Source organism: Deltaproteobacteria bacterium RBG_16_64_85 (genome assembly GCA_001798885.1).
Classification (GTDB): Bacteria; Desulfobacterota; Deferrimicrobia; order Deferrimicrobiales; family Deferrimicrobiaceae; genus FEB-35.
This window is the reverse complement of the sequence record MGQW01000014.1, coordinates 1-20,364: the sequence shown is the minus strand read 5'-3', so window position 1 is coordinate 20,364 and position 20,364 is coordinate 1. Positions and strand designations below refer to the sequence as shown.

General features: G+C 65.9%; 15 protein-coding genes. 5 read left to right on the top strand and 10 right to left on the bottom strand.

Annotation, left to right across the window (positions count from 1 at the left end):
• Positions 1 to 15 precede the first annotated feature (15 nt).
• From A2Z13_10625 to A2Z13_10615, 3 genes are all read left to right on the top strand, one after another.
• Positions 16 to 2,097 carry a hypothetical protein gene (locus A2Z13_10625; protein OGP80697.1) on the top strand — a complete coding sequence of 694 codons (2,082 nt, stop codon included), beginning with the start codon at positions 16 to 18 and terminating at the stop codon, positions 2,095 to 2,097.
• 76 nt (positions 2,098 to 2,173) lie between these two features.
• Positions 2,174 to 2,680, top strand: a complete 507-nt coding sequence (locus A2Z13_10620) for a gamma carbonic anhydrase family protein (GenBank protein ID OGP80696.1) — start codon at positions 2,174 to 2,176, stop codon at positions 2,678 to 2,680.
• Positions 2,681 to 2,688: 8 nt separating this feature from the next.
• The gene (locus A2Z13_10615; GenBank protein ID OGP80695.1) at positions 2,689 to 3,084 is read left to right on the top strand and encodes a hypothetical protein; all 396 of its coding nucleotides are present in this window, start codon (positions 2,689 to 2,691) and stop codon (positions 3,082 to 3,084) included.
• Positions 3,085 to 3,089: 5 nt separating this feature from the next.
• On the opposite strand, the gene A2Z13_10610 is transcribed toward A2Z13_10615, so the two are convergent.
• The 7 genes from A2Z13_10610 to A2Z13_10580 form a co-directional block, all read right to left on the bottom strand.
• A complete protein-coding gene (locus A2Z13_10610; protein ID OGP80694.1) occupies positions 3,090 to 4,367 on the bottom strand; it encodes a hypothetical protein in 1,278 nt (425 codons plus the stop codon).
• Positions 4,368 to 4,510: 143 nt separating this feature from the next.
• Positions 4,511 to 4,993 carry a hypothetical protein gene (locus tag A2Z13_10605; protein OGP80693.1) on the bottom strand — a complete coding sequence of 161 codons (483 nt, stop codon included), beginning with the start codon at positions 4,991 to 4,993 and terminating at the stop codon, positions 4,511 to 4,513.
• Between the two features lie 101 nt (positions 4,994 to 5,094).
• Entirely contained in the window at positions 5,095 to 6,654 is a 1,560-nt protein-coding gene (locus tag A2Z13_10600) for an EmrB/QacA family drug resistance transporter (GenBank protein ID OGP80720.1), read from the bottom strand.
• A 206-nt stretch (positions 6,655 to 6,860) separates the two neighbouring features.
• The gene (locus A2Z13_10595; GenBank protein ID OGP80692.1) at positions 6,861 to 8,006 is read right to left on the bottom strand and encodes a hypothetical protein; all 1,146 of its coding nucleotides are present in this window, start codon (positions 8,004 to 8,006) and stop codon (positions 6,861 to 6,863) included.
• A gap of 42 nt (positions 8,007 to 8,048) precedes the next feature.
• The gene (locus tag A2Z13_10590) at positions 8,049 to 8,912 is read right to left on the bottom strand and encodes a hypothetical protein (protein ID OGP80691.1); all 864 of its coding nucleotides are present in this window, start codon (positions 8,910 to 8,912) and stop codon (positions 8,049 to 8,051) included.
• Positions 8,909 to 10,084 carry a hypothetical protein gene (locus A2Z13_10585; GenBank protein OGP80690.1) on the bottom strand — a complete coding sequence of 392 codons (1,176 nt, stop codon included), beginning with the start codon at positions 10,082 to 10,084 and terminating at the stop codon, positions 8,909 to 8,911. Before A2Z13_10585 ends, A2Z13_10590 begins: the two co-directional genes overlap by 4 nt.
• Entirely contained in the window at positions 10,081 to 11,058 is a 978-nt protein-coding gene (locus A2Z13_10580; GenBank protein ID OGP80719.1) for an EF-P lysine aminoacylase GenX, read from the bottom strand. Before A2Z13_10580 ends, A2Z13_10585 begins: the two co-directional genes overlap by 4 nt.
• Before the next feature lie 212 nt (positions 11,059 to 11,270).
• On the opposite strand from A2Z13_10580, the gene A2Z13_10575 reads away from it, so the two are divergent.
• The gene (locus tag A2Z13_10575; protein OGP80718.1) at positions 11,271 to 12,503 is read left to right on the top strand and encodes a hypothetical protein; all 1,233 of its coding nucleotides are present in this window, start codon (positions 11,271 to 11,273) and stop codon (positions 12,501 to 12,503) included.
• Between the two features lie 21 nt (positions 12,504 to 12,524).
• Here A2Z13_10575 and A2Z13_10570 read toward each other — a convergent pair whose 3' ends face one another.
• Both A2Z13_10570 and A2Z13_10565 read right to left on the bottom strand, forming a co-directional pair.
• Positions 12,525 to 13,007 (bottom strand): acyl-CoA thioesterase, encoded by a 483-nt coding sequence (locus A2Z13_10570; protein OGP80689.1) that lies wholly within the window; start codon positions 13,005 to 13,007, stop codon positions 12,525 to 12,527.
• A 7-nt stretch (positions 13,008 to 13,014) separates the two neighbouring features.
• Complete coding sequence (locus A2Z13_10565; GenBank protein OGP80688.1) at positions 13,015 to 13,803, bottom strand: chemotaxis protein MotB; 789 nt, start codon at positions 13,801 to 13,803, stop codon at positions 13,015 to 13,017.
• A gap of 161 nt (positions 13,804 to 13,964) precedes the next feature.
• Between A2Z13_10565 and A2Z13_10560 the strand changes: the two genes are divergently transcribed.
• Positions 13,965 to 15,020: a hypothetical protein gene (locus A2Z13_10560; GenBank protein ID OGP80687.1), complete on the top strand. Its 1,056-nt coding sequence runs from the start codon at positions 13,965 to 13,967 to the stop codon at positions 15,018 to 15,020.
• A gap of 121 nt (positions 15,021 to 15,141) precedes the next feature.
• On the opposite strand, the gene A2Z13_10555 is transcribed toward A2Z13_10560, so the two are convergent.
• On the bottom strand, positions 15,142 to 20,364 hold a 5,223-nt coding region (locus A2Z13_10555; GenBank protein OGP80686.1), incomplete at its 5' end, for a hypothetical protein.

The window sequence follows — 20,364 nt, the reverse complement described above, 5'->3', positions numbered from 1 at the left end:
GCTAAGGAGAGTTTTATGCCGCGGGATCTTCCGATCGGGAACGGGGCCCTCCTCGTCAATTTCGACTCCCTGTATCAGATCAGGGACATCTATTTTCCCTATGTCGGCATGGAAAACCATGCGCAGGGACACGCCTTCCGGTTCGGCGTGTGGGTGGACGGAATGTTCCGCTGGATCGACGACCCCGGCTGGGTGCGCGACCTGCGGTACCGGACCGACACCCTGGTAACCTCCGTCGGCCTCCATCACCCCGAGCTGGAACTGCGGATCGAATGCGCGGACGCCGTCGACCTGGCGATAAACCTGTTGGTCCGGCGCTTCGACGTCCACGAGCTCTCGGGTCGGCCGCGGGAGGTACGGTTCTTCTTCCACCACGATTTCCACATCCTGGAGAATCCCGTGGGGGACACGGCCTATTACGAGCCGCAGCGCCGCTGCCTGATCCATTACAAGGGGAAACGATGGTTCCTGATCAACGGGGCGAAGTGGGACGGTCTCCCGCCCGGGGTCGTCGAGGAAGACGGGGGAGAGGAGCCGGGGCCCCCGGGGATGGTGGTGGGGATCGACCAGTGGGCGACCGGCGTCAAGGAGTTCATGGGGAAAGAGGGAACCTGGAAGGATGCGGAGGATGGGCAGCTCCAGGGGAACCCCATCGCGCAAGGATCGGTGGACTCCACGATCGGGCTCTCCGCGAAAACATCTCCGGGCTCTCCCGCCGTCCTCCATTACTGGATGGCCGTGGGGACCACCTTCGACGAGGTGGCGGAGATCAACCGGAGCGTCCGGAGGCGCGGCCCCGACGAATTCATCGGTCGGACGCGCGCCTATTGGGATCTCTGGGTGGACAAGTCCGAGTGGGACTTCGGGGAGATCCCGGAGGAGATCGTCGGCTGTTTTCGACGAAGCCTGCTCCTCCTGCGCACCCAGATCGACAACGGCGGGGCGATCACCGCCGCCAACGACCACGACATCATCCACTTCGCCCGTGACACGTACAGCTACATGTGGCCGCGCGACGGGGCGCTCGCCGCCCACGCGCTGGATCTGTCGGACCACTTCCAGACCTCCCAGGCGTTCTTCGATTTCTGCCACCGCGTCATCACCAAGGAAGGCTACTTCCTGCACAAGTACAACCCGGACGGGTCGCTTGCCAGCTCCTGGCACCCGTGGCAGGGGAAGGAGGGGAAGCAGCTCCCCATCCAGGAGGACGAGACGGGGCTCGTCCTCTGGGCGCTCTGGAAGCACATGGACCGGTTCCGGGACGTCGAATGGGCGAAGGACAAGTACCGGGGGCTGGTGGCGCGGGCGGCGGACTGGATGGTCTCCTACCGGGACAAGTCGACCGGCCTGCCGCATCCCAGCTACGACCTTTGGGAAGAACGATACGGAGTGCACGCCTTCACCGTCGCGGCGGTGTGGGCGGGGCTCGTCGCGGCGTCGCGCTTCGCCTACCGGTTCAATGAAGGACACCTCGCGCAGAAGTGGAAAGGCGCCGCCGACGATCTCCGGGCGGCAGCAGACCGGTTCCTCTACCGCCCGGAGTTGGGGCGTTTCGCCCGCACCGTCGACGTGAAAGGGGACGGGAAGGTCGACGTCGATCCGACCCTGGACGCGAGCCTCTACGGGCTGTGGTATTTCGGGATGTACCCGCCCGACGATCCGCGGATCGTTCGAACGATGGAAGCGGTGCGGGAAAGGCTCTGGGTCAAGACCGAAGTCGGCGGGCTGGCCCGCTATGAAAACGACTATTACCACCAGGCGTCCAGGGACATCGAACGCGTGCCGGGGAACCCGTGGTTCGTCTGTACGCTCTGGCTCGCCCAGTGGCACATCGCCCTGGCGAAAAGCGCGGGGGATCTGGGGCCCGCTCTCGATATCCTCAAGTGGGTGGCATCGCGCGCCCTGCCGAGCGGCGTGCTCGCCGAGCAGGTCCACCCCTACACGAACGCGCCGCTGTCGGTCTCGCCCCTCACGTGGAGCCACGCCGCCTTCGTAACGGCTTTTCTCGAATACGCGGACCGGCTCGCAAGCCTTTCGGCCTGTCCCGCCTGCGGCCAGCGGCCGCCCCTGCGAAGAACGGACACAAGCGTTCCGTGAAGGGCGCCGATTTCCGCCCCGGGGACATCTCCTGATCTTGTACAATGGTCGGAAAAATCCCGGGAGGCGAAAGCCCGTGCTTCTATCGTATCGAGGGATCGTTCCCGTCTGCCATTCCACGGTGTTCGTGGCCGACGGCGCGGCCGTCATCGGCGACGTGGAGATCGGGGAAGACTCCAGCGTCTGGTTCAACACCGTCATTCGGGGGGACATCCACCGGATCCGGATCGGGAAGCGGACGAACGTGCAGGACAACTGCACGCTCCACGTGACCTACGCCGACGCCGTGACCGTCGGCGACTCCGTGACGTTCGGGCACGGGGTTGTCGCGCACGGCTGCACGATCGAGGACAATTGCCTGATCGGGATCGGCTCGGTCGTATTGGATGGCGCGGTGATCGGCAGGGGGAGCGTGATCGGAGCCGGCGCCGTCGTCCCGCCGAAGATGGTTGTCCCTCCCCACGCCCTGGTGATGGGCGTGCCGGGGAAAGTGGTGAAGATCCTTGCGCCCGAGTCGGCCGACGCCAACCGGATCACCGCCGACCATTACGTGGAGTACGCGCAGGCGTACCGGAAGGGATAGGGGAGAAAATGGGGCGGATCGAGGAGATCTGGAACGGGGACCGGCTGATCCAGAACTTCGGGATGAAGCTGCTGGAGGCCCGGGAAGGGTACGCGCGGGTGTCGGTGAAGGTGGAGGAGAGGTTTTTGAATGCGCACAACATCGGGCACGGGGTGCTGCTGTTCGCCGCCGCCGACGCCGCGTTCGCACTGTCGGTCAACGCGGTTACCGATGCGGTCGGCGTCCAGTGGAGCCTGAACGTCATCCGGGCGGCGAAGCCCGGCGAGGAAGTGATCGGGGAGTCCCGCGTCTTCCACCGCGGGCGGCAGTCGATGGTCTGCGAGCTCACCGTCACCGCCGGGGACGGCCGCGTCCTCGCGCGGGGGCAGTCCACCGCGCTTCCCGTGTCCCGCACGGCTTATTAAGTTTTCTACCGTCCCATTGCGCGCAGCAGCGAAGTGATGGAGATGCTGGTATCGTACAGAGCGTCGATCATGTCGGTGTCCGAGCGGGCCATCTGCACCTGGGCGTCGATCATCTCGATGATGTCCCCCGCGCCCACCTCGTAACGCCCCGTGGCCAGCCGCAGGTTCTCCTCGGAGGCCTCTTTCTCTTTCCGGCGCGCGTCGCTGCGCTCGGAGGCGGCGCGGACGGAGAGGGCCGCCTGCTCGACCTGGAGGCGGACCAGCCTCCGGAAGTCGGTCACGGCATAGCGCGCCGAATCGAGGTTCGCCCGCGCCTCCGCCACCTGCTGGCGGGTGAGGAACCCGGTGAAGATGGGGACCGAAAGCTGGACGGTGACGATATAGTTCTGCTCGAGGGGCATGTCTTCGGCAGCGTACCCGTATCCACCGTTGCCCGTGAGGACCGGGTAGTTCCCCGCCCGGGCGGCGCGAAGGGCCATGTCCGCTGCACGTTCCCGCTCCAGCAGAGCCCGGAGCTCCGGCCGGCCGGCTTCCGCTTCCTTGACCCACTCCTCCAGCGTGCCGGGGACGGATTCGGTGGCGAGCGTGTCCTTCAGCTCGAAGCCCCTGGGCCCGTCGACCCCCATCCGGTTGAGGAGCGTGATCCGCGCGACCCGGAGATCGTTCTCGGCGCCGGTAAGATCCGCGCGCGCCTGGAACAGGTTGGCCTGTGCCCGGGCGACGTCGATCCGCGCCCGGATCCCCGCCTCGTAGAAGGCCTGCGCCTGCCTGGATAAGGATTCGCGCTGCTTCACGGTCTCCTGGCTGACGGTGAGGATCCGCTGCGCGCGCAGGACGTTGTAATAGCCGACCTTTGCACTGAAAGCGACATCCTCGCGGACGGATCTCCCCGTTTCCCTCGAGGACGAAAACAGCGCCTCGGCCCGGCCTACCGCGGCGCCGGTGCGGCCGAAATCGGTGAGGATCTGGGAGAGATTGCCCTGGAGGAACTCGGAGGAGGACGTGAGGCTTTGTTGGAGGGTGGGAGAGAACGCCCGGGACCTGGCGTATCCGGTGGAGAGGCCGATCTGCGGGTAGTAGGACGACTGCGCCTGTCCTTTTCGCGCCGCTGCCGCCTGGGTATCCGCATCGGCCTGGCTGACCAGGGGGTGGCGGGCGAGGGCGATCTGCACGACCTGGTCGAGGTCCCACGACACATTGTCGGCGAGGCCTGGCGGAAGCCAGGCCTGCAGCATCAGAAACGCCGCCGCAGTGATGACCGCGATCCTCAGGCAGGGTTTCATGATCTTCCACCTCCAGATCGTTTCGCGCCCGTCCCCGGGTGAGGATTACAGAAAGGCGCCAAGGGGAGTGTCGAGGGGCCGGACACACGAAGAATAACAGAAAAATGGCGGCGTGTAGTACGGGAACGGGGCCAGTGCGGGGATCAGTTCGTGCCGGCCAGGATCGCCTCCCGCTCGCATACCTTGGGCTTCTCGGCGGTGAGGAAGTCACTCACCCGCAGACGGACGATGTCCCTGTGGGTACCCGCCGTGAACGCAATCTCCTCGTTCTCCGTCAGTTCGTGCGACAGCAGTACCGGCACGCCGTACAGCGAGCCGAAGACCGGCATCGCCCCGAGGTCGCAGTCGACGAACAGGGGCGAAAATTCGGCCTCGCTGGAAAGCCGGGCCTTCTTGGCCCCCAGGCATTTCTGCATCCGCGCGAGGTCCACGCGCTCCGTCGCCGGGACGACCGCCATCCAGATCTTCCCGTCCACGTTCACCATCACCGACTTGGCGAAGGCCCGGCCGGGCACGTGGGCGGCCTGCGCCGACTGCTGGGCGGTGAACGCTTCCGGATGCGTCGTGGCCTTGAAGGGGATCTTGCGCTCTTCGAGGTACCGGGCCAGCTTTTCCGGGATGCTCATGGGGTTCCTCCCGCCGCTATTTCGCGGCTTCTTTCGCCAGGCAGAGGAGTGGACGAACGACAGGCCGGTAGTTTTTTTAAGTATACCGCAAAAAGCCGGTGTCAAACAGGAGCGTCCCCCCCCGCGCCCGGTGGCCCTCCCTGGTGAGCGGGCCGCCGGAGGAGGAGAACCAGCGGGAGAACGCACGCCATGAGGATGGAGAGGACGAAGAAGGCGTCGTTGAACCCCAGGGCCGTCGCCTGGCGGACCGCTTGGGCGTAAATCGCCTTGATCGCGGTGGGCTCGGCGGCGATTTCGGGGACGCCCCGCCTCGCGAGGAAGGCTTTCCCCCACTCGACGGCGGTCGTGAAGGTCCGGTCGAACCGGGTGAGGTGCTCCGCCAGGTGGCTCTGGTGGAGCTGGCCGCGATGGACGAACATCGTCGTCGCGAACGCCACGCCGAAGGAGCCTCCGAGGTTGCGCAGCAGGTTGTAGATGGAGGTGGCGTTCCCCATCTGGGGCCGTGGGATCGAGGAAAGCGTCAGGGTGGTGAGGGGGATGAACAGGCAACCCATCCCGATCCCCAGGTAGATCCTCGGCCACATGAGCGCGGAGAAGTCCGCCCCGAGGCTGAAGCGGGACATGGCGTAGGTGGAGAAGGCGCACACGATGATCCCGAATGTCAGAAGATACTTGGGGTTTTGCTTGCCGATGAGCTTTCCCACGATCGGCATGACGAGAAGGGTTGCGACCCCGCCGGGCGACAGCACGAGCCCGGCAAGGAACGCCGTGTACCCCAGGAGGAGCTGCGCGTAGAGCGGCAGCAGCACGATGCTCCCGAGCAGGTTGAAAAATGCGATGAACATCACCACGTTGCCGGTGCTGAAGGACACGTTCCGGAACGCTCGCAGGTCGACGATGGGATGTTCCGCGATGTACAGCTCGACGATGACGAAGAGGGCGAGGGCGAGCACCGCGACCGCCGAGAGCGCAAGGATGAAGTCGGACTGGAACCAGTCTTCCCGCTGTCCCTTGTCCAGGACGATCTGGAGGGCCCCGATTCCCACGGTCAGAAGGGCGATCCCCCACAGGTCCACCTTCACTTTCTCCGTCCGCTTCAGGTAGTGCGGGTCGTGGATGAAGAGCGTCACCATGAAGACGGCGAGCAGCCCGATCGGGAGGTTGACGTAGAAGATCCATCTCCAGGACAAGGTATCCGTGATGTAGCCGCCCATGAGGGGACCCATGATCGGCCCGAACATGATCCCGATGCCGAAGATGGCCATGGCGACCCCGTGCTCTTTCGGCGGGAACGACTCCAGGAGGATCGCCTGCGAGAGCGGCTGGAGCGCCCCCCCGCCGATCCCCTGCAGGACGCGGAAGAAGACGAGCATCCCCAGGCTCGTGGAGGACCCGCACAGGAAGGAGGCGGCGGTGAAGAGGAAAATGGAGAAGAGGAGGTACCGTTTCCGGCCGAAGGAGCGGGCGAACCATCCCGTCATCGGGATGATGATGGCGTTCGAGACGAGGTAGGAGGTCAGGACCCACCCCGCCTCGTCGATCCCCGCGGAGAGCGACCCGCGGATGTGGTCGAGGGAGACGTTGGCCACGCTGATGTCGATGATCTCGATCAGCGTGGGGAGCATCACGGTGACGGCGACGATCCACTTGTTCTCGCGCATCGCTCCGACCGCGTTGCCGAACCGGTTCCCTCCGTTCATGCGTTTAGTGCCCCGTCTCGCAAATAACCTGGCATTCGAACGCCGCTGCATCCTCTCCGGCTGCGTTGCGCTCCCTCACCGTACTCTCCCAGTACGCCTCGGTCGCGCGCCTTGCCGGCGCGGCGCATCGGCGTTCTCGGTGCTCAGCCTATTTACGAGGCGGGACACTACTGGATGAGGACCGTGGGTTCGACGGACATCCCGATCCGGAGGAGATGGTCCGGGTCCTCCCCCTTCTCGAGGATGATCTTCACCGGCACCCGCTGCACGACCTTGACGTAGTTCCCGGTGGCGTTTTCCGGCGGGAAGAGGGAGAAGGCGGAGCCGGTCCCCGCCATGATGCTCTCCACCTTTCCCTTGAACTCCTTGCCGGGATAGGTGTCCACGCGGACCTTGGCCTGCAGGCCGGGGCGGATCTTCTCGATCTGGGTTTCCTTGTAGTTGGCCACCACCCAGACGTCGGAGAGCGAGGCGACCGCGAGCAGCAGCTGGCCCGGGGAGACGACTTGGCCGGCTTCGACGTTTTTCCGGGTGATGTACCCATCCGCGGGGGCGACGACCTCGGTGTATCCCTGGTAAAGCTTCGCCTCGGCGAGAGTGGATTCCTTTTGTTTGAGGTCGGCGCCCCGCTGGCCGATCCGGGCCTCCCGCTGGCCGAGGACCGCCATCCGTTGGGCGATCAGGGCTTCCTGCGCGGGGAGGGCAGCCTCCGCGAGACGCAGTTCCTCCCGCGCAACGTCGCCCTGGGCTTTTGCCACCAGGCTTTCCGTCTGGGCCTTCTCGTTCCTCTCGCGGCTGATGGAATGCCGCTCGAAGAGGTTCCTTGCGCGCTCCGCATCCCGGTCGGCCTGGGCGAGCCGCGCTTCGGCGAGTGCCCCCTTCGCCCGGGCCGCCTCGACCGCCGCCCGCATCTGGACGAGATGGGCCCGCGCTGCCGCAATATCCTCCTGGGCGGCCTTGGTGTCCGAGCGGGAGGCCTTCAGGTCTGCCGAAGCGGCCGAGAGGGCGGAGGCGGCGGCGGATACCCGGACGGCGTACGGCTCCAGGTCGATCCGGACGAGCGGCTGTCCTTTCTTCACCGGCTGATTGTCGCCCACGAGCACCTCGGCTACCGTCCCCTGGATACGGGCGGCAACGGGGTGGATCCTCCCCTCGACGAAGGCGTCGTCGGTGGCGATGTGGGTCTGACGCCACCACCAGTAGAATGCGCCGGAGACAACCGTCGTCACGGAGGCGACGAAGAAGATCCCCAGTGCCCACTTCCGGCGGGAGTCCTTCGAGGCGGCGTTGTTTCCGTTTCCTTCCTCTCCCATTCCTTCTCTCCTTGCCCGTTGGCTTCGGCTCGATCCCGTATTTTATTCCAAACCGAGGCGGTTGAGTAACTGGTGCGAGTTGCGGTAGAGGATCCGCTCCACGGCCTCCTTCGACAGCCCGAACGTTTCCACTTGCTCCACGATCTTCCCCATCGTCCCCGTTCCCGCGGGGTGGTCGCTGCCGAAGAGGACCCGGGAGGCATTGGCCTCGACGGCGGAAAGGAAGGTTTCCTTCCCCCAGCAGGGCCGGGAGATGCCGAACGGCAAGGGTCCCTCGGGCCATCCGTACATCCCGAATACGTTCGTGCAGTCGAGGAAAATGTTCTCGAAGCGGTCGAGAAGGGCAAACCCCAACGGGAGATCGGGGAAGAACATGTGCGCCAGCAGGAAGGTGAGCCTGGGGAAGGAGCGGAACAGCTTCTCCCATTCCTCGCCCGGGATGTCCCTGCCGTACCCTTCCTCGAAACCCGTATGAAGAAGGATGGGGAGCCCCATCTCCTGGGCGAGGGCGAAAACCTTTGCCATCCGGGGGTCGTTGATCTCCATCCGCATCATCATCGGGTGGAGCTTGATCCCCTTCAGGCCCAGGGAGCACAGCGCCTCCCTGGCCAGGCCTTCCGGGTCCGCGTCGTCCTGGTGCACCGTCCCCAGCGGGATCATCTCGGGGATCGATCGCGCAAGGAGAGCGTTGAACCGGTTCAGCTCCTGCGCTTCGCCGGGGACCAGCGGGAAGGCCGCGGCGAGGAACTTCTCGACGCCCGCCTCGCGGAGGTCGTTGATGACCTGCGGGACCGTAATCTCCACGGGGACGGGATGGTCGGGCATCCCCCGGTGAACCCAGCGCATCAACCCCCCGAGGCGCTTTTCCGGGTAGAGGTGGACGTGGACGTCGATGATCCGCCTCACGCCGCGGTCTCCTGCGCCTGCTTCCAGGCGATGGGGAGGCCGAGCGCCAGCATCGCGCCGACCGCGGGGAAGATGTTGATGAGGTGGGTTGCGGCGGGGACGCCGTACCGGTCGGCCACCACTCCCAGGAGGGTGACCCCGATCCCCCCCGTCCCGATCGCGAACCCCGCGATCGTCCCCGACGCCGTCGCCATCCGTCGGGGAAACAGCTCCTGCGCCATGACGATCGTGACGGAGAAGGTCGAAACGATCGTGGCCCCCACGACACCCGCCAGCGCGAAAACGAGCCAACCTTTCGAGATGAGGAACAGGTGGATGAGCGGGACCTGGAGGGCCATCGAATAGAAGAGCATCTTCCGGTGCCCGATCCGGTCGGCCAGGGGCCCGCCGGCGAGCGTGCCGATCGTTCCCGCCCCCAGGAAGAGGAAGAGCAGCGTCGCGACGAAATCGGGGTTGTTCGAAAGCTCCGCCCGGTAGAGGAACGGGATGTAGGTGGCCAGGCCCAGCTGCGTCCAGGAGCGAAAAACGACGATGAGGACGATCAGCGAGACCGCGTAGACGGGGTGTTCCACGCCGTTGCGGCCGATGGGAGCGGGTTTTTCGGAGACCGCCTCGATCCGCCGGCGGATGTGCGGAAGCGCGGGCAGGAAGAGCACGCCCGCCAGCGCCGCGGGGAGGAGCAGTCCCGCAGCGCCGTGCAATCCGTACCGGGAGACGAGGAAGATCGCGGCAGGCGCGCCGATGGAGAACCCCAGGTTCCCCCCCACCGAGAACAGCGACATCCCCGTGGCGCGCTTCACGGAGGCGATGCAGGCGGTCGCCTTGAACCCCTCCGGATGGAAGGCGGCGGTTCCCAGCCCCGTGAACATCACGAAGGCGATCAGCCACGCGAAGCCGGGGGAGAACGGGACGAGCGCGATGCCGGCGCCCGAGACCAGGCACCCCAGGGCCAGCAGGATCGGAAACGGCTTCCGGTCGGTCACGTATCCGAACAGCGGCTGGATCACCGAAGAGGTCAGGTGGGCAGCAAGCAGGAGCGTCCCGGTGACCGTGTAGGAAAGGGAAAACTTGTCCTTGAGGAACGGCAGGAGCGCGGGAAGCGCCCCCTGCACGATGTCGGTGCACAGGTGCCCGAACGAGAGCAGGAACAGCAGCAGAGAGGGGTTGTTCATCGGATGGCCACGTCTTCGATCGTTTCCTTGTCCAGAAGAAGCATGGCCAGCCGGTCGACGCCGAGAGCGGCCCCCGAGCAGAACGGCAGCCCCATGCGAAGAGCGTCGAGGAAGTCGGGGTCGATCGGGAGCACGATGCCCGTTTGATGTTTGTGCCGCGCCGCCAGTTGCCGAAGGCGCTCTTCCTGCTCGACGGGGTCGGTCAGCTCCTCGTAGCCGTTGACGAGCTCCACGCCGCAGAGAACCCCTTCGAACCGCTCGCAGATTTCTTCGTTCCCTTTCCGCCGCCTCGCCATCGCGGCGAGCGCGGATGGAAAGCCCGTCAGGAAGATCGCCCCCCTTTCCCGGAGGGCGGGCTCGATCACGTCCACACAGGAGCGGAAGAAGAGGTCCTCCCACCGCTCCGCGGTGCCCGGCCGCAAGCCCTTCCGCGAGAGGGCCGCCCGCAACGACCCTTCATCTCCCATGGAAACCCCGAGCAGGGCATCGAAGGCGTCGGACAGCTCCCACCGGGCCCACTTCCCGCCGAGGGGAATGATTGCGCCTCCCCGCCGGATCTCCTCCCGCCCGTGGATTTCCAGCGCCAGGGTCCGGGTCAACGCTTCGACGTCCTCCATCACCGCCTCCGCGGATTCGCCGACACGGTACCATTCCAGCATCGTGAACTCGGGATGGTGGAGAGGGGAGCCTTCCCGGTCCCGGAACACCTTTCCCAGGGAGAAAAGGTTGCCCGATCCCGCCGCGAGGAGCTTTTTCATCGACAGCTCGGGGGAGGTGTGGAGGAACCGCTGCGAAACCCGGCCGTGCGCGTCCGACAGGCTCACGGGGTAGACATTCGGGTCGATGTTCGGGTAGAGCACGGCGATCGGCGGATCGACCTCGAGAAACCCACTCGCGCGAAAATAGGCGCGGATACGGTCGAGGATCCGGGACCGGAGACGCAACGTCTCCCAGGAGAGCTCGCCTTTCGCCAGTCGCCGCCACGTACGTTCGGCTTTCGAATCCGGGTGGGCCATTCCTTCCTATCGTAAACCAATCCGCCGGAAAGAAAACAAGGGGGGAGCGATTTATTGGTAAACTCTAGGGGACGATCGGGATCTTGCAGCGGTCAGCGCCGTCAATCCTTTACCGGGAGGAGAGTACGATGCCGTTTCCGTTCTTTGCAGAAACCACGGAAGGACACAGCATGCTCAAGGAGTCGGTGGAGCAGTTCGACCGCGCATCCACCCTGCTCGGACTCGACCCCAACCTCGCCGACCGCCTGAGGTACCCCAAGCGCGCCCTCGTCGTCACCGTGCCGGTGAGGATGGACGACGGCAGGGTCGTATCCTACACCGGCTACCGGGTGCACCACAACCTCACGCTGGGCCCCGGCAAGGGGGGGGTCCGGTACGCCCCCTCCGTCTCCCTGGAGGAGACGACCGCCCTGGCGATGTGGATGACCTGGAAGTGCGCCCTGATGAACATCCCCTTCGGCGGGGCCAAGGGCGGGGTCTGCTGCGACACGCACAAGATGACGCAAAGGGAGATCCAGGCGCTGACCCGGAGGTTCACCTCGGAGATTTTCATGCTGATCGGCCCGGAAAAGGACATCCCCGCCCCGGACATGTACACGAACGAACAGACGATGTCGTGGATGATGGACACCTATTCCATGCAGGTCGGCTACTCCGTCCCTGGGGTGGTCACCGGGAAGCCGGTCACCGTGGGAGGATCGCTGGGGCGGCGGGAGGCCACCGGGCTCGGTTTGTGCAATGTTATCTTCGCGTCCCTCGACCAGCTCGGGCTGGACCCCGGGAAGATGACGGCGGTGGTGCAGGGGTTCGGCAACGTCGGCTCCGTGGCCGCGCTGGAGCTGTGGAAGCGCAAGGTCAGGGTGATCGCCGTGAGCGATGTGTTCGGAGGCGCCTGCAATCCCGCGGGGATCGCCGTCGACGCCCTGGTTCGCCACGTGGGTGCCGGCGGGAAGGTTTCGGAGTTTCCCGGCGTGACGCCGGTGTCGAACCGGGAGCTCCTGGAGATCCCGTGCGACATCCTGGCCCCGTGCGCTACTGCCGGACAGATCACGAAGGAGAATGCACCGCGGATCCGATGCCGGGTCCTTGCCGAAGGCGCCAACGGGCCGACCACGCTGGAGGCGGACGAAATCCTCCAGGCGAAGGGTGTCTTCATCATCCCCGACATCCTCGGGAATGCGGGAGGAGTGACCGCCTCCTACTTCGAGTGGGTGCAGGACACCCAGAAGTTCTTCTGGGATCTCTCCCAGGTCCAGCTTCAGCTGGAGCGCATCATGCTGCGCGCGTTCCGGGAGGTCATGACCCAGGTGAAAGAGAAGGAGTTGAGCCACCGGATGGCCGCGCTGATGATCGGCATCTCGCGGGTGGCCGAGGCGATGCGGTTCCGGGGACTGTATCCGTAAGCGCGCGGAACGCCGCACCCTTCAAGGGCTTCCGGACCGCTTGGACTTCCTCCGGTCCAGGACTCGCAACGTGGCCTTTTCGTGCCGGCGCCGGTCCTCGTCGGTTTCCAGGAGGAGGCGGGGGACCTCGGCGGGCTTCCCGTCCGCATCGAGCGCCACCATCGTGATGTAGCACGAGTTTGTGTGCGTCCTCCTTCCGGTCCGCAGGTCCTCCGCTTCCACGCGGACGCCGATCTCCATCGATGTGCGCCCGACATAATTCAAGGAGGCCTTGAGGGTCACCAGGTTCCCGACGTACACGGGGGCGTGGAAGTCGAACCGGTCGACCGTCGCGGTGACGCAATTTCGCCCGGAGTGCCGGATCGCCACGACCCCTGCCGCCGTGTCCGCAAGTTTCATGATGTTGCCGCCGTGGACGTTCCCGGAGACATTTGCGTCCAGCGGCGTCATCACCTGCGCCAGCACCAGCCGGGAGGCAGAGACCGGCTTCGGCTCGCTCGCCATCGCGCTCTTACTCCTTCGGGACCAGGATGATCTCGATCCGCCGGTTCTTCGCCTTCCCCTCCGGCGTGTCGTTGCCCGCGACCGGCTTGTACTCCCCGTAGGCGATCGCGGAGAGATGGGCGGGGTCGATCCCCTGCTCCTGCAGGTAGCGAGTCACGTTGAGGGCGCGCGCGGCGGAAAGCTCCCGGTTGGTGGGGTATTTTTTCGCCAGCATCCCGATGATCGGAACGTTGTCCGTGTGTCCCTCGATCCGGATCGACTTGTCCTTCACGTCCTTCAGGATGGAGACGATTTTTTGCAGGATGGCCTGACCTCCGGCTTTCACCTCCGCCTTGCCGGAGTCGAAGAGGACGGCGTCCACCATGTTGACCGTCAGTTTTCCCTTCAGTTCCGATATCGTCATCTGCCCCTTCGCGATCTCGCCCTTCATCTTCACCAGCAGATCCTCGTACGTCTTGCTGACCTTCTGGACGTTCTCTTCCTGGGCCTTCCGCAGGGCGGCGAGGTCCTGCTTCAATCTGGCGTTTTCGCTCTCCAGCGCCTTGTTGTCGGTCACCACCTTGTTCCGCTCCCCGGTGGTCTTCACGAGATCCGTCGTCAGGCCGACGACCCGGGCCTTGACCGCAGAGTTCTCGGCCGAAAGGGTCTCGTACTTCTGTTGCAGCGCGGCCAGCTCCCTGGCATTATTGTCCGCCTCGTTCACCTTCTTCGTGTACGTGCTTCCCATCACGGTGCATCCGCCCATCGCGAGGGCAATGGCCGCGACAACCACCAGCAGCGACATGTTTTTCCCCATGGAGAACCTCCTTTGTCCGGGGCGTCGAACCGACGAACCCATACAGGAATTATGCAGAAATCAGGGTAAAATACCATCGCCCCGCTCAAGGAGTGCCACCCGGAGGTGAAGTCGAAGCTCTGAAATGAGGCTGCCGCGAAGCACGAGCCGAAGGAGGAGGCGTGGTCGGAGCGAATCGTCGCAGCGCGGGACAAAGGGGCCGCGCTTTTCTCCGGGCCTCGATCGCGCTGTTCCTTCTCTGCCTCTTCGCCGGGTCCGCGTCGGCGGCAGGCTCCGATCCACAGGAACCATCCCCGCCTCCGGAAGCGCTCCCCGACAATGCCGCCCTTTCTCCCGTGGAGTGGGTGGACCGGACCCACGCCTACCTGTTGAATCGAATCGACACGACCATCGTGTGGTTCGACGACTTCTTCGGGCAGACGCGCAGCGTGGACAAGGCCCGGCCGGAATTCACCCTGCGGTGGACCAATGAAGTGCGCGTGGAGGAGGGACAAGGGCCGAAGTTCCGCACTTCCCTCCGGGCCAACATCCGCTTCCCCGAGCTCAGCCGGAAACTGAGGCTGGTGGTCTCCGGCGAGAGCAAGCCCGACCCGACCGTCGTGCTTCCCGCCGACCCCGGGAACCCCGGCTTCAACCAACAGGCACCGGGATCTTCGATCAAGCAGTTCAACACGGAACTTCGCTATGAATTTCTCCAGAGCGAGAAGGGCTACTTCTTCGCCGGGACGGGCGTCCGCCTGGTCCTGCCCCCCGAGGTGTTCGTTCGGGTGCGGTACCAATTCGACCGGCCTTTCTGGGAACACAACTACTTCCGATCCTCACTCACCCCCTTCTGGAACAGCAAGGTTGGCTTTGGCGAAACGACCGAATTCAGCCTGGAACGTCAGATGCGTCCCGGCCTCCTGGTCAGTTGGGCGAATTCGGGAACGGTTTCGGAAGTCAGCAAGGGCCTGGAATGGGGAACGGCGTTTTCCCTGTTCGACCAGCTGTCGCCCCGGAGCGCCGTTTCTCCCTCCATCGGGGTAAGCGGCCAGACCCGGCCTCACACGGTTGCGTCCAATTATCGGATCGGCATAAAGTACCGGCGGAACGACCTCCGCCCCTGGTTTTTCTGGGAGCTGGAGCCGGAAGTGAACTGGCCGCGGGACGACCGGGGAGCAAGGAAGCCGGTGTATGCCACAACGTTTCGCGTCGAGATCCTCTTCCTCGGGAAGTGAACCGGTAAACCGTATGGAATCCTTACCTCCCCCGGACGGCACATAATGGGTGCATCTCTCTTCGGCGGGAGGTCCATCCCTTCCGCGGCGTCCGCCACCGGCTCGCGCCTGGTTTTCCGGATTACCGTGCGCTGATCCGACGAACAGGAAAAGACAGCGGGTCGGACGCGGCGAGTTCCCATGATGGTTCGGCCACGCGCAGCCTTGCCGCGGAAATCGACTCGTCCGCCAGTTGACGGATCCTTGCGCGTTCCCGTTCCGTCGTCGGCCGGCGGGGAGGCCGCGGAAGCGGCGCGCGGTTGCGGAACCGGACGATCGACTGCCGGAACTCGCTGCTGCTCCCCGCCTGTCCGAAGTTGTAGGCCTCCTCGCCGTACTGGACCCCCTCCGTGATGTTCCGGAGGATCAGGTCCAGGGCGTTGCGCAAGATCACGCCTCTCCGCCCCACGGTCTCGGCTTGGCGGAGGTACCCCTTGACGTGCTCGTCCTCGGCGAGAATCGACGGGTCGACGGGGCGGCCCGTGTCCTCGTCGGTCAAAGGCTCCTCCCAGCGCTGCACGGCCCGGTGGCGCTCCTCCATGGCGCGGCGAAGGGTGTCGTCGGTGCCCAGTGCGTGGCCCGCGGCGAGTCGGTACGCCCGGGCCAGGGAGTTCGAGGGGACGATCTCCGAGACCAGCCCGTGCGCGTAGGCCTCCTCCACGGTCATCGGCTGCCCGGTCAGGATCGTATCGACCGCGAAGAGGAGCCCGCTCCTGGGCCCTAGCCGGGACTTCCCCGCCATCAGCCGGACCAGGCGCTGGGTGCCGCCGAAACCGGGTATGAGGTTGATGACGGTCTCGGGCTGGCCCAGGTAGATGCGCTCGACCCGGGAGGCGACCACGTAGTGCGCGGCGGCCACGAGCTCGGCTCCGCCGCCCAGGGCCAGGCCGTTGAGGTTCAGGACGACCGGGATCTTGAAGCCCTCGATGGTGCTCATCGTTTCCTGCGCCAGAGCGGCGAGCTCGGTGATCTGCTCGTCGTCCAGCACGGAGAGCTCGTCGCTGTTCTGACCCGGAACGAACGCCCGGGTACCTTCGGCGGTCAGCACCACGGCCCGGACCGTCCCCTCTTCCCGGATCCGATGGAAGAGAAGCCGGAGCTGCTTGACCGCGTCGCCCCGGAACCAGTGCAGGTCGGCGTTGCGCAGGGTGTTGCTGCCCTTGGGCTGGTTGAGCTTGAATTCCACCGTGGCGATCGATGCGTCCGCATCGATGGGGTGGAGCAGAAGCCGCATCAGCGAGAGCTCTTCGGCGATCCGGACTCCCTGGCTCAGCAACAGGTCGCGCTCGGAGCGGACGGAGTCCAGGTTCGTCGTCATCCGGTAGGCGGTGGAGCCGGGGGCCCGGCCGTGGAACTGGTCGCTGAAGCCGCGCGGGATCTCGTCGGCGTCAAGAATCCGGTCCGGCCCGTGGAGATGATAGAGCCCCCTGTCGATCTTGTCCCGGAACGCTTTTGCCTCGTGAGGCTCGTACATGTGGGAGCCGGCCATGCGGACGATCTTCTCCCGGACCGAGGCGGCTGCGTCGAGATCTTTGGGGTCTGCCGGCACGAGGATCGTCCGCTGCTGCATCCACCCCTGGGCGAGGTGGAAGGTGAGCGTCTGATGAGAGGTGGTCTCACCGTATACCACACGGCCGGTCTGCTCGGTCAGGAGGGCGACGTTGAGCGCCAGGTGGTCCCGGCGGCCGCTGTCCCAGATTGCGTCCCATGAGCCCGAGTGGTTGGTGTTGTACGGCGCCAAGGCGTTCTTGACCACGCTCACGGTCTCGGTTGCGAAGCGGGTCTGGGCGTCCCTGCCGGGCCAGCTCTCGTGGGCCTCCCGCCCCGGGGCGAAGCGCCCTTCGTCCACGTCGGGCATGTGCTCGGGCCAAAGCAGCTTCTTCTTGCCTTCCCCTTCCCGCAGGGCCTCGACGTTCTGGATCCGGGTCTTGCCGAAGCGCGCGGTGACGTCCTCCCGCCGGAGCAGAACGTTTTGCTGCTCCTGGGTCTCGGCCAGCACCGTCACCCGGGCCCCGAGGCGGGCGGCCTCGACGATGGCCGAGGTGGCCGGCTCGTCCAGGGCCGAAGCGTCGGCATTGGCGCCGTAGTGGACCAGCACGTTCTCCCCGAGCGATACGTCCGCCCCGTCCGGCCCGAGGGCCTCGGCGGCCGTCAGCCGCGCGTCGTACCCGTTGAACGTTCCGTAAAGACCGAAGGCGCCCGAGAACCAGGCGGTGCGGCTGCCCTGCGCGCTTGGCCGCAGCAGCCGGAAGTCCGCCGCCTGCAGGCCCCGCCCGGCGTTCTGCATGACCTTCGTGGGCCGGTACCTCGCGGGAATCGACGCCACCAGGCGATCCAACGCCTGTTGCCACTTCGCCAGTTCTTCGGGGTCGTCTGTCGGGGCCGCTCGCAAGGCTTCCGCGTGGTCCCTTCGCAGTATGAAATAAAGGTCCGCATGGGGATGACGGCTGCGGACGAAGTCCGCCTCTCCCTCGTCGAAGACGTAGGTCAGGACCGGGATCCCCAGGGCCTCCGCCATGTCGATCGCCAGGGACCCGGTGTGGCCGCTGCCGCCATGGGCCAGGAGCACGTCCCCCGCGGTAAGGTCGAGCTTGGCCGGAGAAAACAGGGCGTGCTCCACGGTGGGACCGTTCAGGATCAGGGTCGCCGCCAGGGGAAGGGGCATGTCCACCGGAAGCTCGATGAGGCTGCCCGTGTCGAAAGCCGCGAACGCCTGCAGGGTGGCCTGGTCCCGGCCGCCCTGGTACCCGCCGATATGGCCCTCGCGCTGGGCATCCAGGGTCACGGTGGGCGCCTGGCGGTTGAACACCATCGGGTCGACGAGCACCAATTGGCCGATGGCGAGGCGCCCCTCTGCTTCCGCCTCGGGGGAGAGCCCCACGATCTGCCCGACGGCCGCGTCGCCGAGCACGTGGTGGTCCTTGTCGCCCAGCACGTCGACCGGGTCGGAAGTGATTCCGTTGATGACGTTGTAGGTGGCGCCGGCGTAAAGGATCTGGACCAGGGCCTGCCCGGCCGAGAGGCAAGGCGTGGGGCGCACGAACTTCCGGAATCCCAGGGCCGGGTCCCGGTGCACGATGCTCATCCCGTCCTCGTTGCGGGCGATCCCGTACGCCTCCTGGTAGGGCGGGACCGAGTCGAACCCGGCGCGGAGCGGCGGGTCCCCCAAGCGCTTGACGAGCCGGTCGGGGATGTCCGCGTAGGAGTCGGCCACGGGTGCGTCGGGACGGAACGGGGCGGTCACCGCCTCGTCCCCCTCGCGGGAGGCGATGACCCGGTCCAGGATGTTGATCAGCGTCCCCTTGACCTTCAGCCCGTCGAGGTTGGGCATCCCCTGGAAAAGCGGGTTGGCCCGGAAGAACTCGGCGTCGCCCCCGCGGATCGTTGCCCGGACTTCGTCGGGAACCAGGGCCTGCTGCATCCGCTTGAGAGTTTCCTGGGGCTTCGCGGCATAGAACTTGATCAGCTCGTACATGATCTTCGCCGTGAGGGTCATCGGCAGGAAGGTCTCTTCCCCTTCGAAGCCCGCCGCCTCGGCCACCAGGAAGACGATGTCCTGGACCTCCGGCTTGACTTGCGGGTTGAGCTTCTGGTTGATCGTCATCTGGACGAGATCGATCAGCTCCTGGCCGGGCTGGACTCCCGGCTGCAGGGCCGCCACGACGACCGGCGTCCGGTCCTTGGTGGGGTGATGGATGAAGGTCACGCCGACTTTCCGGAAGAACCGGGTGTGCTCGTTCAGCGCGTTCTCGTACATCGTCTCGTTGACCAGGTGGCCGTTGACATTGGCGATGTTTCCGGAACGCCCAGATGCGTAGAAGGTCCTCGGGGTCACCGGGTCTTCCGGGCCGTCGAGGATCAGCGCGTCCTCCGGGCTCCCGGGGTCGTAGAGCACCCGCACCCAGTAGGCCGAGTCGCCGCCGTCGTGAGCCAGGCGCCGGCCCTCCCTTCCCTTCCCCGGCCAGTCGGGGGCGAACGCATGGTTGTAATACTTCGCCGCGGTGAGTTTCGCGTCGGGCCGGGCGGGCTCCCCCCGGCCCTCGTTGCTTCCCATCAGCCACGCCATCCGGTGCGGCTGGGCGCCCCGGTAGAGCAGCTGCCCGATCACCGCCTTGCGGCTTCGCCCCGAAGCGGTGATGAGAGCCTCGGTCACCTCGCTGGGCGACTCGACCCGGTTGCCCTCCTCGTCCTCCAGGCGGTCGGCGATCACCGGGTTCACCCACGGCAGCGGGAGGATTTCGGGGTGCTCGATATCCATCTCAATCGGGGTCCGCACCCGGGCCACCACCTCCTCGGGCTCGCGGGCCCCGGCGAGCCCGAGGAGCTCATCACGGTAGGTCTCGACGCAACGGCGCTCGACGCTCGGGCGGCGCTTGAACGTCGCGTGCTGGGACCCGAAATCCTCGGTGCGCCACAGCGAGTTGATCGCCACGTCGCCCAGCACAGCCTGGATCCGGGCGTGGGCAGGGTAGGAGTAGGGGGCCGCGCAACCGCAGATTCCCGGGGCCCCCTCCCGCTGCAGGGATCGGACGTCGAACCCCCCCTTGCCGGGGTCGAAGAGCCCGTCGACCTTCGACATCGCCTCGTAGATCGGAGACCCGGCTTTGAGGAAAGAGGCCCCGTAGTCCTCGACCACCTGGGCAAGTCTCCGTGGGGTGGGCACGAAGCTCTGGAGGATGAAGCTGCGGCCTTCCATCATCGGGAACCACAGGGCGTACGCGGGGCCCACGATCCATCCGTAGTCCGTGGACGTGTGGTGGATCTCGTGGGGCGATAGCCCGAAGGAGTTGAACATGGTCTGGGCTCCGGAAACGATCGAGCCGATGAGGGAGATGATCCCCTTGGGCTGGCCGGTGGAACCGCTGGAGTAGCTGAGCATCGCGGGCTCCCCGCCGCCCATCTCGACCGCCGCGAACTCGTCGATGTCCTTGCCCCTGGCCTTGAGCTTCTCCTCCGTCCGCCTAATCGCGTCGTCCCAGAGGATATCCCGGCCCGTAACCAGGGGCACCCTCGAAAGAAGGCCCAGCTTTGCGAGGCGATCGTAGACGATGAGCTTCTCGTCGCGCCCGTAGGGTTGCTCGAAGTCCGTAAGGATCCGGTCGATGACCCGTCTCTGCCGCTCGATGCTCTCGAGCTGCCCGGTCCCGACGCCCTTCCGTCGCGCGTGGCGGAGGAGGAACTCCGGAATGCTGCCTTGCTGGTCGTCGGTGAGAAGGGTCGTAAGGGAAGGCTTCGGGGTCCCGTGCACGATCCGCCGCACGTGGTTCTTCAGCCAGTCGCGGTGGCGGGTCTCGACCGCGTCTCC